The following is a 15,975-nucleotide window of genomic DNA, read 5'->3' on the forward strand; positions in this document are numbered from 1 at the left end:
TTGACGAACACATCATCTAAAGAACCGTAAACACGCTTAGGATTGAGTAGTTTGATGAATTGAGGTTGTGGGATAGCTTTCATCTCAAGTACTCTCTGAGCAGTCTCAGGGTCTTCATCCGTCCATGTCACAACTTCAAAGTCACCTTCTAGTTCATCAATAGGCGACCAATTAGCTTCTAGGATTAAGTCGGCTTCTTTTACAGCTTCATCATCTGTGTAGTAAAGCACCTCAACACTATCACCAAATTCCTCATAGATGTCGAATGGCTCAGTAGTTGTCGATACAATAATATCGTCTGTAGACTCTGTATAAGCCACTACAGTAGGTAATTCACCGATGTAGTCATACACACTGTAAGGGTCAACACCTGTCTCTACAGCGATTAGAGAGGTGTCTGAGTCGGTGTAGTAAATAACTTGTGGTTTGTCACCTAGTAAATCCTGTGCTTTGAACTCGTTTTTATTTAATACAACAGAAGTAAATTGCTTATCCACAAAATCAGACCACATAATCACTGACTTATCTCCTAACAATTCTTTCCATTGTTTTTCTGTGATATGGTTAAGATTGTTCATTCCATACTTAATGAAGTTTTCTTCTGTGGGTGTAGTTGATTGCCAATCAATGCCATCATGGTATTTGTGGTCTGAGTTGTGTTGGACTAGGTACTTATCAGGAACAGGGGAGATTACTCTATCGTAGATTTCTAACGAATCTAGTAGACCACTAAAATAGTTTGCATTGTCAAGAGGGGGTTTACCTAAGAATAAATTAGAATCACCTATATGCTCTGTATCTGTCAATTGCTTAGAGTCCACTAATACTCCATCTATATACAAACATGCTAGATTATTTGGTGTTTGAGTGTATAATATATCATGCCATTCACCCATAGTGATAGGGGAGCTTAGATGAACTACATAAGCACTTTGAACACCTTTGAATAAATAAACATTAACTCCCTCATTTGATGTGACACTAATTGTGAATCCTTTTTTTAAAGACCATGCTCCATTAGAAATCACAGTTGATGTACCACTAGCTGAAATAGAGTTAACAAATATTTTAAATCTTACACTTTTTGCACCTAAAGGAATAATTTTATTATTAAACTCCACATACTGATTAGTACCATTAAAGCTCATAGCACTTCCTTTTCCATTCCAACCTGTGACACGAGTAGGAGCGTTATTTAAAGTACCAATGTAACCACCAATTGAGTCCATAGCATTGCCACTAGGTTCATCAAAACCAATAAATGCTTTACCATATTTACTTAAATTATCTTTACTATTAGCCATTGTATTGACCTCCAATATTTTTCCATATTAAAAGGACAACTAGTTTAATAGTTGTCCTCAATCATTGCTGTTTTAAAATCAGTGCCAATAGGAATTGTAAACATTCTGCCTTTTCCTAATGGGGTTCTGTTATTAGTCACAATCTCATACTCAGTTGTAGTTTTAGTAAAATCAATAGGTTGGCTATCAACTGCTGAATCAATCTCTTTTACAATTCCACCTTGAGCTAACATCATATATTCTGCTGTGTTAGGAATCTCTTTCACGCGAGTTGAAGTAGGGGATAAAACAAGGTTTTTATTGTCTGAGGTTTTAACCACTAAACGTTTTTGTGTGAAATCAGAAGGAGAGAGAGTTTTATTGTAGATTTGTAAATCATCTATCCGACCATTATACCAATATCTGTAACTAGTATACTTCATAGCACCTATATTTAAATTATTTGAAGAATAATTGGTGCTATCTTCTGCTTTATCAGACTTTGATATTGATACTAATTCATCATCCAAATAAAGCTTAGCAATATCTTCAACTTTTCCTGTCCATGAAAACACTATAGAGTGCCACTTTCCATCACACAGATTAATATTCGAAGGTGTTGATATAGACATAGAAGTTACCAATGGGTTTGTTGCAGTATAGAATTGTACACTGATTACCCCTGATACTAGTTTTATACCATAGCCAGTCCCATTATTCGATGCGCTTGTATATGTTTCCATGATACTCTGTGTGGTAGCGATGTAGTTTGTTGACTTGAACTTGAAACCTATAGTTTTTTCACCTAATGGAAGGATTTTATTATCAAATGACACCATGCTGTTGCTTCCATTGAAACTCATAGAATTACCCTCGCCATTCCAACCACCAACTCTAGTTGCACTTGTAACTGTGCCTGTATAGCCATTGCCTAGCTTGTCTCCAACATTTCCGCTTGCTTCATCAAAATCAAACCATGCTACACCGTAGTATGCCATTAATTGCTCTGTTGTTGCCATTTATTTCACCTCTCTTAATCCATATAAAATCTCTGCCCAACATGCACTAAGACCTCCATTGGTTGTTCTGTGAACTATTTTGCAATACCTAGCTTCACTGAATTTCAATTGTAGCATTTTAGGATTGAATTCTACCCAATCAGAAATATCAAACTCACCAACAGTTATCCAATTCTGACTATCTTTAGAAGTTTGTACATAAAAATTTTTCGGAGTTTGATTTATATATTGTGTATTTCTAGGAGTTAGTTGAATCATATTTATCTTTTTTATATTACCAAAATCTATTTGAATCCATGAATTGCTATGAGCATTTGCTAGCGTGCCCATAGAGAAGAACTGTTAGAAAAACCATCAAATGCATTAAAAGGGTCGTGGTTCACATCGAACTTACTACTTGCACTAGCAACTAGTGGGGAAGGTGTTGCATCAGAGGTCATTTTTGTTTCGTGCCAAGTGTAAATAGGTTCAAAATTCTTTTTATCTGTTAGTTCCCTGATACTCAAAGTGTTAATTATCCCAATATCATGTGTAAATACTTTTCCACTTGCACCATTAATAGGTGTGTCATTAAAGTATCTATGTTTATCAAAAGGCACATCTAATTGAATTTCTTTACCTTGCTCAATACCATGTAAAATCATGTTTTTAGGAGAGTTATCAGGCATGTGAATTAGAGTATTGTTTGATAGGGAATAGTGTACATTTGCTGTTGGATTTTTTAATGCAACTCTATTTCCAATTGAATCATATTTTAGAGAGTTATAATTATATACCCACTCATAGTTTATTTGGATTTCACCATTAATCTGAGTACCTGTGCCTACTTCTAAAATTAAATTTTGATAAGAAAATTGAATACTATAGGTATAGACTAGAGTCCCATTCTTAAAATATTGAATTGTGTTATTTTTTGAATCAACTCTTAAAGCAACAACATCATTCTGTTTAGCTATAAAACCTGAAACTGTTGATACAACGATATTATTAAAATAAAAAGTTCCATCTGATATGTTTATAGAACAACCATCTGAGTATGCCCCTGTGTACTTATTTCTACTAAAAGAAGTTGAATAATTGCCTATTCCAAGTGCTACATTGCCTGACTCTGAAAGCACTTTAAACTCAATGGCGAAATTATTTGTTTTGGCAGGAATATTTAATCTTGCTAAGTTTTGAGTAGTTGTAATCTTTATTGAAGAACCATCTTCTGATACGCTAGTTCCTGAGTTTGATGGTAAGAAGTGGTAGTTTTTCATTTAATCATTCCTTTCTTATTGTATTAAGAAAATAAAAAACTCAATATTATTTAAATTAGTTCAAAACAATTTAAAAATGTTTTAAACTAATTAAAACTAATACTGAGTGGTTTTCTATCTAATTGAGTTGTCCAAAGACTTTCTTCGTTTGCTGATATTTTATTTTGTAAAATGTAGTTTTTATTATTCATAACTACATTAATTGGTAAACCATCATGAATGTTAGTTCCATATTTTGTAAAGTTATTTAAACTACTATTAGGTATTTCATTAAGGAAGCCTAAATTACAAAACTCAAGTTTCGCTACAATCACATAAGAGCCACCATTAACTGTAAAAACTTTTAATCTGTAATATCTAAAGCTATATTGGGATTTAAGTGTAAATAATCTAGTTTCATTAGCTTTCCAGTCTGTTTCATTGAACGTTCTACTAATATCAAAATAATTAATACCATCATCAGAACCTTGCATTACAAAAGTTTTTGGTGAAGATGTTGTATAATTAGTATCAGTAGTCCATGCTCTTGATGTTATTTTAAATGAATTCACTTTTGTTTTCACACCAAAGTCTAATTGCAACCAACCGTTAGTAGTATTTACTAAACTAGCCCAACAATCTGCACCATCACTTGAACTGTTAGAGTTATTAAAAGCCTTCCAAGCAACATTACATTATTTCCATTTACACTACTAGCAATCGCCACTAAAGGTGAGGGAGCAGTGTTAGAGGTCATTTTTACGTTATATAAAGTATCTCTTAAGTTTAATGAATATGTTTTACTATTTGATTGAAGCATATAATACCCTTTTTCTATACCACTTACAAACATCTCGTTAAATTGAATATATGCATAATTTGGATATATCCTATATTTCCCTGATTCTAAGTTTTCATAGTATTTATACCAAGTAGGTGTATTTGTAGTTCGAGCACTTGAACTTATAATTTCAAATTCTTGAGAATTTTTATTCTGCTTTCTTAGTGTAGTTGACTGTCCTGAAGCCCCTCCTGAATCACTATAATACCCACCAGTGAACCACACATCAGCACTTAAATATTTATCAGGTATTGTAAATTCTAAATAATGATTGGTGTACCTAAGCTGGTGCTAAATTATCATTGAATAAACCACTTGGATACCAATATGAAGTATTATAAGCTTGTACTTCTAGTTTTTCAGATGTGATTTCTTCTCCTATATAGTTATTAGGTAAATTTTTTCTAGGCATTTATTTCACCACAACTTTCAATTTTTTTATATCGAAATATTTCTTTAAGTCAATTGTTTTGCTGAACACTTTTCCAATCTTACCAACACCTAAAATCTCACTTTTATTGGTCATTTCCATAGGTTCTAAAGTTGTAACTTTACGCTCGAAAGGAGATAATGAGTCCATACCTTTATCTATAAATTGTGTTGAAGTAGGGAGAGTTGTTGAAACTGTTTCCCATTTAGCTAAAATTTCTGATTGAGCTACTGAGAGTAAATATATATCACCTATTCCTACATAAGTCACTCCTGTTTTTGTTGGAACATTTACTCTATAGATTTTATATTTAGCAACATTTTTTAACTTGAAATTTTTAACTTCCAATCCACTTGACCAAGTAATATTAGATTGTGTATCTAAGGTAGTCCAATCATTTCCATTGTTGCTACCTTCAAATTCCCATGTTGTAATATGATTTATTAATGGTATATTTACAACAGTTCCAGTTGCTCTCAAACTATAACCACTTATATCTGTGACAAAGGGAAACTCGTAAGAAATCCATCCATAATTTTGTCCATTAGCTGTACACCACCCTTGACCATCTGTGCCATCAAATGCTTTCCAAGCGTCATAGTAAGATGCATTATAAATACTACTTGCACTAGCTTTTCCAGAGGGTTTTGTGTTTGATGTCATTATTGGCACAATATTTTCACCTTGACTAAGTGGTATATGCGGTATATATTTCTTATACTCACCATCATGTAAAATAAGCGATTTATTCATATAAGCAGATTCAACATACCATTCTCCATCAACTCTACCTGCTAGACCTGTATTACTAGCGTCTAGTATAAATTTATATTTTCCTTTTGGGAGAGCTTCTGTGAATTGTAACCATGTTTGAGAAGCTTGTTTTGAAGTGTCTCTGTATAAGTTAGTGTAGTCCTCTACATAGTCAGTTCCATTGTGTTTCAATATTTTTAGTCTTTGATTGTTGCTATTATTCCAAGAATAGAACCTATGAAGTATAACTGTTTCATAAAACTCAATTATTATATATGATGTAGCAGTATTCCAATACGCAACTTCATTTGTATTCCAAGCATTAGGTGTGGTTCCATCAAAAAGACCATTTGCATTACCTGTTAAGCCTATGCTTTCAATTAGTGTATATTTTGCTTCTTTTTTAACAGGATAAGTTGGTTTCGCTATGCCTGCCATTATCTCACCTCAGTTCTAATACTTCTAATATCAAAATATTTATTTAGATTAATAGTTTTACTAAACACTTTACCAATTTCTCCTGAGGGTAGGATGTCATTCTTTAGTGTCATTTGGAGGGGTTCTATTTCTGTTACCACTCTGTTTAATAGGGGAGAGAAGTTATCCATTCCTTGTTCTAAGAATTGTGTGGAATTAAGGAGAGTGGGGGAAACTGTAGACCAATGCACTGATTCTTTAAGCTCTCCTTTATATATTTCTAAGTCAGTGAATTGACCTTCGAAGTAATAGGGATATAGTGTTGAAGCACCTGTTTCGGAAGCTTTGCAACCTATAACTAAATTATTTGTTGCAGTTGTAGACTCTTTATAAGAGTGTACTAGTTGATAGTCTAATACACCATCTACATACCATTTAACGTATTGACCATCTTTGTATTCTAACAATAGTTCGTGCTACTCATTGTCACATATCATAGCATTTCCATTTTGAGCAGATATGTTCCATGATGTACCACCTGTAATGTTGACTGCATAGTGTAGTGTTCCTATATCAGAAATACCAATAAACCAACCTCTTTTGGTATTTTCAGATGTAGATATGATAATTTGTTGTTTTTTTGTTGAAGTTTTGATTTTATATTTTATTATCTTATCTCCGATTGGGAATAGGTTATTGACTGTTGAACGTAGGTGTTGATTGATTCCATTAAAACTAGCAACATATCCATGTTCTGAATCATATATCTGATTTGGAATAATAGGAGAAGTAAAAACTGTTCCTTTCACACCTTTTATCTCACTACTACCGTCAAATTTTAAATTCTCTATTAAGTTAGTAGGATTCTGTGAATAAACCTTTCCTAACTTTTTATATTTATCGTCATGTAAAATAAGAGATTTATCTATAGGCTCAAATCCATCATAGCCAAACAATATTCTTCCAATTGTTGTTAGTGTATTGTTGGGTGTTCTAGCAATACGCACTCTAATATATTGATAATCGTCATTATTCTCAAAAATCAACTCAATAACATCATTCCAATTTTAAGAGCCTGTAAATGTAAGACATTGAATGTTAAATCATCATTTGAACCCTCGATATATAAATAAGATGGATGATATGCTAATTCTAAACCTGTGTTTTTAAACATTTTTATCTTGTTAATTTGAAGAACTAGCACTTGCAACTAAAGGGGAAGGGGTAACCAAGTGGTTCTGTCAAATAAACAAAAAAATTCTCCTTAACAAAAATCTTTAAAATTTATCAATTTATGCTTTAATGACTGAGCCAACCCAAAGAATTTTCAAGTCTTTCATCTTTTGAAGATATTGTTTAGCGGAAGCTTCGTTAGCATATGTGCCTGTTTGGAAGTAGAACTTACCTTTGTCTTCATTGATTGTGATGTAATCAATGTTAGCAAGTTTGTTTTGCGCAACCTTAGCTTTGGCACTCTCAGCTTCTTTCTTCGTACTATACGTGCCTGACTGTATTCTGTAAGGTTCGTTTTTAGGTGGTGTATTTGTTCCGCCTTTGCCTTGAATCTTGTTAAGAGCCTTCTCGACACGATTTAAGAAGTCCTTCCAAGTTCCTCTGTCCAAGATTCTGTGTGGGCAATACTTACCTGACCAATCTTGATGTTTCTTAACAGAGTTTATTCCTAAGCCATGTCTATTCAATAGATAAGCTGTAAGCTCAACTGCATTATTTTCAGCTTTATCATATCTATCTCCACCACTCTTAGAGTAGCAGATTTCTACACCGATAGATTTCATGTTGCCATTTCCTCTTCCATCACCACAATGCCAAGCTGTTCGATTATCAGGTAATACTTGAATGATTTCCTTATCATCTACAGCATAGTGGAACGAAACTTGATTATTGTTGCTATTGTGATAACGAGCTTCATTTAGGGCAGCCGCGTCATTAGCTGTGTTATGAATTGTGACATATTGAGGTGTCATGCTGTATGGTGCTTTAAGAGAATACTTAGCAGAGCTTGCTAACATTTGTTTAATTTCTAACATATCATATCACCTTCGATTAATTATTTTTTAATACAAAAAGAGGCTGGGACACAAGGATTTTAGCCAATGAAAAACCCGAACTATATCACGAAACGCTCAGCCTGTGTTTCGTAATTGTTCGGGTTTTCTGTTTATATTCATTGCTAATTTAAAAATTATACGTTTTTCATAAAGTGCAAATTAGTTATGTCCCAGCCTCTCTCATTAGTGCTTCCTTGAATGTTTCTTCCATAGTTGCTAAGGCTTTATTAACAAGGTTTTCGAATTTTGTTTAGACACAAACATACCGAGTACTCCGTATTTGCTAACAATCATTTTGTAAACATAAGAAAGCTTTAAGTTTCCTGCTTTACTACCAAACTCTTTTTTGACAAGGTCAACAGCATGTAATAGCCACATAAGTATTAGCTTTTGACGCTTGTTAGAATGGGGAGTAAAGTACATTTTCTACAGCTTTAATAATTTGATATTGCTTAGGAGAACCAAGTTCCACTCGAACTTCATCAATTTTGTCAGGGTAGGCGAGATACTTCACTAGTAATAACATTTTACACATTTTTAATATCATTATATTACTTTTGTTGCATTTCTTCAAAAGAGACTGTTTCTAAAATGTCACAGAAGCGATTGTAGCGCTCTGCTTCAATACCTGAAAACTCTTCATCAACTTCTAGGACAATACGTTGAATAGTTTTAATCATTTCAACTTTCTCATTTTTGACTTCGATAATAAATTCCTCATTCATTAACTTAGATACTTCCATGTTGAATGAAAGACTATCCTCAAGGATAACGAACTCTTGACCTTTTTCATCTTTATCACGAATAGGTTCATCATTTTCATCTTTCTTAGCGTAGTCTTGTAAAAGAATATCTCGCTCAGTAGCGATTAATTGCAACTGTGCTTCTAAGATACCAATGAAGCGAGAACGCATACGAGAGTCCTTTCCTTTTAATGCAAGCTCGTATAGGAAATCTCCGAAAGCTTTTAGTTCATAGTTTTTAAATACTAAAATCATATAAATTTATTCCTTTCCATTCAAAAATAGAGAGGAAATCAACTTGCCCCTCTATCATACATTTTATATAATTATATTGCTTTTACAAACGATTTCAAGAAATCTCTAAAAACTATTTTAAGGCAGTTTATAGGAATTAGATGATGAATGCATAAGCGCCACCTTTAGAACCTACTTGAATCACAGTGAAGATGTTGTCTACCATCAAGATACGAGGTTCAATGACAGTTAATACATCATGGTCAGCCCATGTTGGAATAGTAATTTCAGTTTCAACTTTGCGTCTACTTACAGTAATCTCAGTATCTACTTGAGATACTTTCTTAATATCAATAATAGTGTCAACTTGACTTACAGATTTTGCATTAATTTCAGTGATAATATCACTAGTGTATTTAATGTAAATCTCTGTGTCTGTGTCTGAATCATTATAGCGTTGTACTGTGACAGATACTTCAACAACAGGTTTAGATACGGTAATTTCAGTGTCAACATCATTCTTAATATTAGCTTCAATTTCAACCCAAATATCATTTCTATGTTTCACTTCAACCTCTACTTCAAGTTTTGGTCTTGAAACATAGACTACAGTGTAAAGACTACTATCATCAACAACTCTAGGTGTAATTTCAATTGGTATTTTATCTTTTGCTACATGGATTTCTGTGTCAACAACAGAAGTCCACATTTCATTAATGTCAATTTCTGTATCTACTTGATTTTTGTCATGTGTAGGGACAGTAATTTCTACATTAATTGAAGGTTTTGTTACTGCAATGGTTGTGTCAATAATGCTTGTATCTCTTTTAGCGCATGCAATCTCAGCTAAAGCAAAAGGTCTGTTAACAGCAATTTCAGTATCCAATCGGTTTTCACGAGGTCTTCTAGCACTGATTTCAACTGGGATTTTATTTTCATCACGAATTGCTGAGATAATTTGAGTGGGTACATAAGGCTTGCTTACTGAAATTTCAACTAGGGCTTCAAAATCCAAAGGAACTTCTTTTCTGTGAACATAGATTTCAGTATCAATTTTTTCAAATCTATAAACTGAATCAACAGTGATTTCGGTGTTTTTATCAGAGTTTCTTCTTCTGTAAGCAAAGATTTCAGTTAAGTGTTGGCTTCTCCCTTGAGAGAAAATTCTTGAATCAAAGTATTTAACAACTAATTCAGGAGGGAACATAGTCTCTCTAGTGTAGAACGTTGTTTGACCAAATTCAGTTTCATTGGATAGGCGAACAATAAAACCATTATTAATCTTCTCTAGCGAAACCCAATTTTTAACAATTTCAAGGACGTCAAACTCAATGTATCCTTCTTCTGTATTTACCGTAAACTCATTAGAAATTAAGTCAATAGGGTTAGGTTTATTAAGGTTTGTGATGTTATACTCTTGCCATGCGCTATCTGCATTTAGAATCTCAAGTTTTATATTATTTGGTACTACACCTTTATAATATAATCGTAAGTAGGATTCTTTTAAAACATATGAGTGGTTAATCGAAGATAAATCAAATTGTACGAAAGAGCGCCAAATATCTTCTTGACTACGACCAACAACCATAGATGAATTTTTACCATAGTTGATGGATTGGTAAGCTAATTCTTCTCTTGTGAAAGAGTCTTGAGTAGGATTGAATATATCTGTAACAATTGGTGGTTGTTGAATCTCATAGACTGCCCACATTCTATTGTGAGGTGGTACTTCAATTTCAGCTTCTAAGAAATTGTACCCAATAGGTTGAATTTCTGTGTAGACATCTGAGTTACCACGATACATAACGTTTAGGTAAGTGTCTTTAATATTAGTACCCAAAGCACGAGAGATAAGCTCAGTTTCTATAGGGCTTTCTCCTAATGGTCTAGCTACAATTTCAACATCTTGCTCAGTTTTCCCTACCGCAATAAGCTTATATTTTGCTTTAAAGCTGTTATTAGGTGGTACTTCAATCTCTGTTTCTAAGAAGTTGTGACCAATAGGTTGAATTTCTGTATAAACATCTGAGTTACCGCGATACATAACGTTTAGGTAAGTGTCTTTAGTGCTAAAATCCAAGGCACGAGAGACAAGCTCAGTTTCAGTAAGACTTTCTCTTAGTGGTCTAGCTACAATTTCAACATCTTGTTCAATCTTTCCTACCGCAATAAGCTTGTATTTTGCATTAAAGCTGTTGTTAGGTGGTACTTCAATCTCTGTTAGAACTTCATTGTTAATACCAACCTCTATATACATATCAGAAGAGCCATCAATTGATGATTCTCCTGACTCATTTCTTTGAGAGGAAATTTCTAATTCAAAATTTTTGTCCTCCATATATTCACTTCCTTATCACATTGTATTGTGATTTAGGCTTTGTCTGCCCTCACGATAATATCAAAAGAACCGTTAGCGTCAGGTGTTGCGCCTAATTCAGATTTTAGTCTAACGAAGAATGGCATTTCTTCATCGTTTTGTAGTACACCACCCAATCTTAAATCAGGTTGAGGAATGAAAGGGGAAGAGCTTGTACTAAATTCACAAGTCATACCTGTAGGGAAATTCGCTGTGTTTGCATACAAATGAATATCTTTAACATCATATCCATATTGGTTTTTCAGTACAATCTCATGTTCAAGTGTAGTTTGACCTGCAATGATAATACCAAAATCAAGGTATTGGAGAACTTCACCAATTTCATTAGAAAAGTATTGACCATATATATCTTTGAACATAAGACCTGAATATGTTCCCATGAATTGTGTTGACCAATAATCAGTAGTACCAAAAAAGTCTTGGAACTCTACTTTGAGCGTATTCCAGTCATCAATCTTAATATCTTTACTACCAATTGCTAGTTCGATATTCTGAGGTGATTCACCAAGTTTTGTAAAACTTCCATCAGAAGGGTAGTAGTTACCACCGTTTAATAGAACACGATATTGAACCCGAGTTAAATCATCATCACTTAGAATACCTTTAAGGACATTACCATTAAATTCAATATTAATCTTTGCAGTAGTGTTTATGATATTTAAACTTGCGTCCTTAATAGTTGAAGTATCACGAGGTAAGTAGTCTTCAAAAGAAACTGTTTCAATAATTGATGTGATTGTGTCACGAGGATTATCTATTAAGAACATACCAATATTAATATATTCATCTTTCCATGTGCGCCACTGCTTATCGGTTAAATTGTTTAAGTCTTTATGCGTCATACCATTTTTCATGATTTCTTGCTCAGTAGAGGTATCAGCTACCACAAATTTACTTGATTCCTTATCCCATACATACCATTTGTCAGGTGTGTGTCCTGCGACAAAGTAGCGAGCTTCGTCACGATATGATTGAGAAATGTCATTAACAAACACATCGTCTAAAGACCCATATATACGCTTAGGGTTCATCAATTTGATAAATTGAGGTTTTGGAACTGCTTTCATTTCAAGTACTCTTTGAGCAGTCTCAGGGGCTTCATCCGTCCATGTCACAACCTCAAAGTCACCTTCAAGTTCGTCAATAGGCGACCAATTAGCTTCTAAGATTAAATCAGCTTCAGTTACGGCTTCATCATCTGTATAATAAAGAACCTCTACTTCATCACCAAATTCATCATAGATGTCAAATGGCTCAGTAGTTGTTGACACGATAATATCGTCTGTAGACTCTGTATAAGCCACTACTGTAGGGAGTTCACCAATATAGTCATAAACACTATAAGGGTCAACACCTGTCTCTACAATGATTTGTGAAGCGTCTGAGTCAGTATAGTAAATTGCTTGTGGCTTATCACCAAGTAAATCCTGTACTGTGAAATCCTTTTTATTTAACACTACAGAAGTGAATTGCTTATCTTCAAAATCAGACCACATAGCAACTGATTTATCTCCTGATAGCTCTTTCCATTGAATTTCTGTGATATGGTCAAGATTGTTCATACCATATTTAATGAAGTTTTCTTCTGTTGGTGTAGTTGATTGCCATGAAGTACCATCATGGTATTTGTATTGTGAACCATGTTGTACTAGGTATTTATCTGGAATAGGGGATATTACTCTGTCGTAGATTTCGATATGGTCTAACTCTCCAATAAATGCACTAGCATTAGTATCATGTAGTCCACCTATAAAAAGTGGTCTAACTGCACCATCATATGGTTTAACTGTCACAGCTTGATAAAGAGGAATTGACATGTCATCTATATATACTTTCACATCTGTTAAACTTCTTATTAGTAAAAAATTGTGCCACTTATTATCTTTGAAATTACCTACAGTATCCGTTGTTAAGTAATTGAATTGATTAGGAGCATATGTTTCTCCTAGCTCTAATCTTCCCATATCATTAAATGCTATAGCCAAACCTTTATAGTCTTTATAAGAACCTGAGTTCGATAAAATATAACCATTGGTAAGGATGTTTCCTAATTTAAACTTGAACCTTAAAGAATGCACACCAACAGGCAATAAGTCAGTAAACGAAATTTTTTGACTACCATTAAAACTCATAGCACTTCCTATACCATTCCAACCTGTTACACGAGTAGGGGCATTAACTAACGTGCCTGCATGTCCACCAATTGAATCCATTGCATTTCCGCTCGGTTCATCAAAACCAATAAAGGCTTTACCATATTTACTTAAATTGTCTTTACTATTAGCCATTGTATTGACCTCCAATATTTTTTCATGTTAAAAGGACAACTATTAATAGTTGTCCTCAATCATTGCTGTTTTAAAATCACCACCAATAGGAATAGTAAACATTCTACTTTTTCCTAGAGGTGTTTTGTTATTAGTCACAATCTCATATTCAGTTGTAGTTTTAGTGAAATCAATTGGTGTGCTATCCACTGCGGAATCAATCTCTCTAACTATTCCACCTTGAGCTAACATCATATATTCTGCTGTGTTAGGAATCTCTTTTACACGAGTTGTGTTAGGGGATAAAACAAGGTTTTTACTGTCTGTTGTTTTAACTACTAAACGCTTTTGAGTGAAATCAGAAGGGGAGAGAGTTTTATTGTAGATTTGTAAATCATCAATTTGACCACCAAACCAATTTCTATAGCTCGTGAATTTCATTCCACCAACACTAAGGTTTTGACCTGTATAAGTGGCATTAGTTTCAGATTGTGACGCTCTAGCTGTTGCTACTAGTTCATCATCTATATATAATTTTACAACATCTTCCATTCTTCCTGTCCATGAGAAAAGTATATTATGCCAATTTCCATCACACAAATTAATGCTAGTAGGAGTCGATAGAGAAAAAGAGGATACAAGAGGATTTGCAGATGTATACCAATTTACAGATATAACCCCTGAGTTTAAAACAAAAACATAGCCAAAACTATTAGATGATGATGTTGTATAATTTTCCATAATAGATTGAGAAGTTGTTTTAAAATTTTCTGTTTTTATTTTAAAACTTATTGTCTTTTCTCCGAAAGGAAATATTTTATTATTGAACTCTAATCTATCACTAGTACCATTAAAGCTAATTGCAGAACCTTCACCATTCCAACCTTGAACTCTTGTTGCACCTGTAACTGTACCTGTATATCCATTGCCTAGCTTGTCGATAACATTTCCATTTACTTCATCAAAATCAAACCATGCGACACCATGATGTGCCATTAATTGTTCAGTCGTCGTTGCCATTTTGATCAAACTCTCCTTTGTATCCAAATAAAATATCGCCTATTTGAACATAAGCGTTTTTTTGTTCTGTGTTGATTTCTAATATATTTAATCTATAGTATCTAAAACTTTGTTTATTATTGAATACAAATATTTTCTGCTCGCCTAGTTGCCATTCTGTTTGATTACTAACGGTGTGTAGTGTATTAAAGCTTTTTCCATCATTAGAACCTACAATTTCAAATTTCCTAGGATAGTAACCGATTGTTGATATTAGTCTACCTGTTAGGAATAGTGTATTTACAACTTTAGCTACTCCATAGTCTATTTGTATCCATTCTGAACCAATATTAGCATTATATCCACCATTCGAAATCCAAGCATCAGAACTATCGGTAATCGCTCCGTTAAAAGCTTTCCAAGCAGGATATGGGTCTGAATGTGTTGAACTAGCACTAGCTACAAGAGGGGCCGGAAGAGTATTGCTAGTCATACTTGTTTGGTACTTATAATAAACAGGTACAAAAACACTCTCTCTTATTTCTTTGATATTCAAAGTATTAATTTTACCAATATCATGTGTAAACACCTTGCCACTCACATTAGCAACAGGTGTGTCATTAAAATATCTATGCTTAGTAAAAGGTACATCTAATTGAATCTCTTTTCCTTGCTCAATACCATGTAAAATCATGTTTTTAGGAGAGGTGTCAGGCAGGTGAATTAAAGTGTTATCTGATAGAGAGTAATGGCTATTATCGTTTGTTAAAATAATTCTTTTTGGATTTTCATATCCAAACATCTTTAACAAACCTATACTAACTTCAAAATTTTCCGTAGTCCCTTCTGTTATATAGATTCTATAATATAAGTAGTGGTTTTGTTTTTCAGATAAAATATTAAATTCTTTTTCTTCCCAAGTTGAAGTCCATGTTAAATTTACTTGAGTATCTAAAACAGTCCAATCTGTGCCGTTGTTAGAACCTTCGAAATTCCATGTTTTAGGAGGTGTTTTGGAATCATTTCCATCAAGTTTCCTAGAAGTTACTGAATATCTAGTCACCTTAACCTCTTTGTCTTTAAAATTGTAACCTAAATAATGAGGTGCGTTTGCTCTTGCTGAAACCCAAGCATTAGATGTTAGTGAACTGAAACCACACCAAGATTGATAAATGGCGCTAGTGCTATAAACAGAATCGCTAAATGCTTCTCCACTAGGGGTTGTGTTGCTAGTCATATCAGGGGCAAGGTTTATAATTTCAATCATTTAATCATTCCTTTCTTATTGTATTAAGAAGTCAAAAT

General features: G+C 33.6%; 16 protein-coding genes. All 16 read right to left on the bottom strand.

Annotated features, from left to right (window positions below):
* The coding region (locus tag B1B04_RS09135) for a LamG domain-containing protein (RefSeq protein WP_079561171.1) at window positions 1-1,304 on the bottom strand (1,304 nt) is incomplete at its 3' end.
* Between the two features lie 44 nt (window positions 1,305-1,348).
* A complete protein-coding gene (locus B1B04_RS09140; protein WP_079561172.1) occupies window positions 1,349-2,302 on the bottom strand; it encodes a LamG domain-containing protein in 954 nt (317 codons plus the stop codon).
* On the bottom strand, window positions 2,303-2,632 hold the full coding sequence (locus B1B04_RS09145) for a discoidin domain-containing protein (RefSeq protein ID WP_079561173.1): 330 nt from the start codon (window positions 2,630-2,632) through the stop codon (window positions 2,303-2,305). It lies immediately after the preceding gene.
* Window positions 2,620-3,561: an SPRY domain-containing protein gene (locus tag B1B04_RS09150; RefSeq protein WP_079561174.1), complete on the bottom strand. Its 942-nt coding sequence runs from the start codon at window positions 3,559-3,561 to the stop codon at window positions 2,620-2,622. The genes B1B04_RS09145 and B1B04_RS09150 overlap by 13 nt, the downstream gene beginning before the upstream one ends.
* Window positions 3,562-3,647: 86 nt before the next feature.
* Complete coding sequence (locus B1B04_RS09155; protein WP_079561175.1) at window positions 3,648-4,142, bottom strand: discoidin domain-containing protein; 495 nt, start codon at window positions 4,140-4,142, stop codon at window positions 3,648-3,650.
* A 20-nt stretch (window positions 4,143-4,162) separates the two neighbouring features.
* Window positions 4,163-4,606, bottom strand: coding sequence for a hypothetical protein (locus B1B04_RS09160; RefSeq protein WP_079561176.1), 444 nt, complete (start codon window positions 4,604-4,606; stop codon window positions 4,163-4,165).
* Between the two features lie 55 nt (window positions 4,607-4,661).
* Window positions 4,662-4,793: a hypothetical protein gene (locus B1B04_RS26395; protein WP_276207747.1), complete on the bottom strand. Its 132-nt coding sequence runs from the start codon at window positions 4,791-4,793 to the stop codon at window positions 4,662-4,664.
* Window positions 4,794-6,002, bottom strand: a complete 1,209-nt coding sequence (locus B1B04_RS09165) for a discoidin domain-containing protein (RefSeq protein ID WP_079561177.1) — start codon at window positions 6,000-6,002, stop codon at window positions 4,794-4,796.
* On the bottom strand, window positions 6,002-6,448 hold the full coding sequence (locus B1B04_RS09170) for a hypothetical protein (RefSeq protein WP_079561178.1): 447 nt from the start codon (window positions 6,446-6,448) through the stop codon (window positions 6,002-6,004). The genes B1B04_RS09165 and B1B04_RS09170 overlap by 1 nt, the downstream gene beginning before the upstream one ends.
* Before the next feature lie 9 nt (window positions 6,449-6,457).
* A complete protein-coding gene (locus tag B1B04_RS09175) occupies window positions 6,458-7,027 on the bottom strand; it encodes a hypothetical protein (protein WP_079561179.1) in 570 nt (189 codons plus the stop codon).
* Window positions 7,028-7,273: 246 nt separating this feature from the next.
* Window positions 7,274-8,029, bottom strand: a complete 756-nt coding sequence (locus B1B04_RS09180) for an N-acetylmuramoyl-L-alanine amidase (RefSeq protein ID WP_079561180.1) — start codon at window positions 8,027-8,029, stop codon at window positions 7,274-7,276.
* A gap of 572 nt (window positions 8,030-8,601) precedes the next feature.
* Complete coding sequence (locus B1B04_RS09185; protein ID WP_079561181.1) at window positions 8,602-9,048, bottom strand: hypothetical protein; 447 nt, start codon at window positions 9,046-9,048, stop codon at window positions 8,602-8,604.
* A 136-nt stretch (window positions 9,049-9,184) separates the two neighbouring features.
* Window positions 9,185-11,365 carry a DNRLRE domain-containing protein gene (locus tag B1B04_RS09190; protein ID WP_079561182.1) on the bottom strand — a complete coding sequence of 727 codons (2,181 nt, stop codon included), beginning with the start codon at window positions 11,363-11,365 and terminating at the stop codon, window positions 9,185-9,187.
* Between the two features lie 32 nt (window positions 11,366-11,397).
* Window positions 11,398-13,692 (bottom strand): LamG domain-containing protein, encoded by a 2,295-nt coding sequence (locus B1B04_RS09195; RefSeq protein WP_079561183.1) that lies wholly within the window; start codon window positions 13,690-13,692, stop codon window positions 11,398-11,400.
* A 42-nt stretch (window positions 13,693-13,734) separates the two neighbouring features.
* Entirely contained in the window at window positions 13,735-14,691 is a 957-nt protein-coding gene (locus tag B1B04_RS09200; RefSeq protein ID WP_079561184.1) for a LamG domain-containing protein, read from the bottom strand.
* Complete coding sequence (locus B1B04_RS09205; protein ID WP_079561185.1) at window positions 14,675-15,937, bottom strand: discoidin domain-containing protein; 1,263 nt, start codon at window positions 15,935-15,937, stop codon at window positions 14,675-14,677. Before B1B04_RS09205 ends, B1B04_RS09200 begins: the two co-directional genes overlap by 17 nt.
* Window positions 15,938-15,975: the final 38 nt, after the last annotated feature.

It is taken from the genome of Lysinibacillus sp. KCTC 33748 (assembly GCF_002237755.1).
Taxonomy (GTDB): domain Bacteria; phylum Bacillota; class Bacilli; order Bacillales_A; family Planococcaceae; genus Lysinibacillus.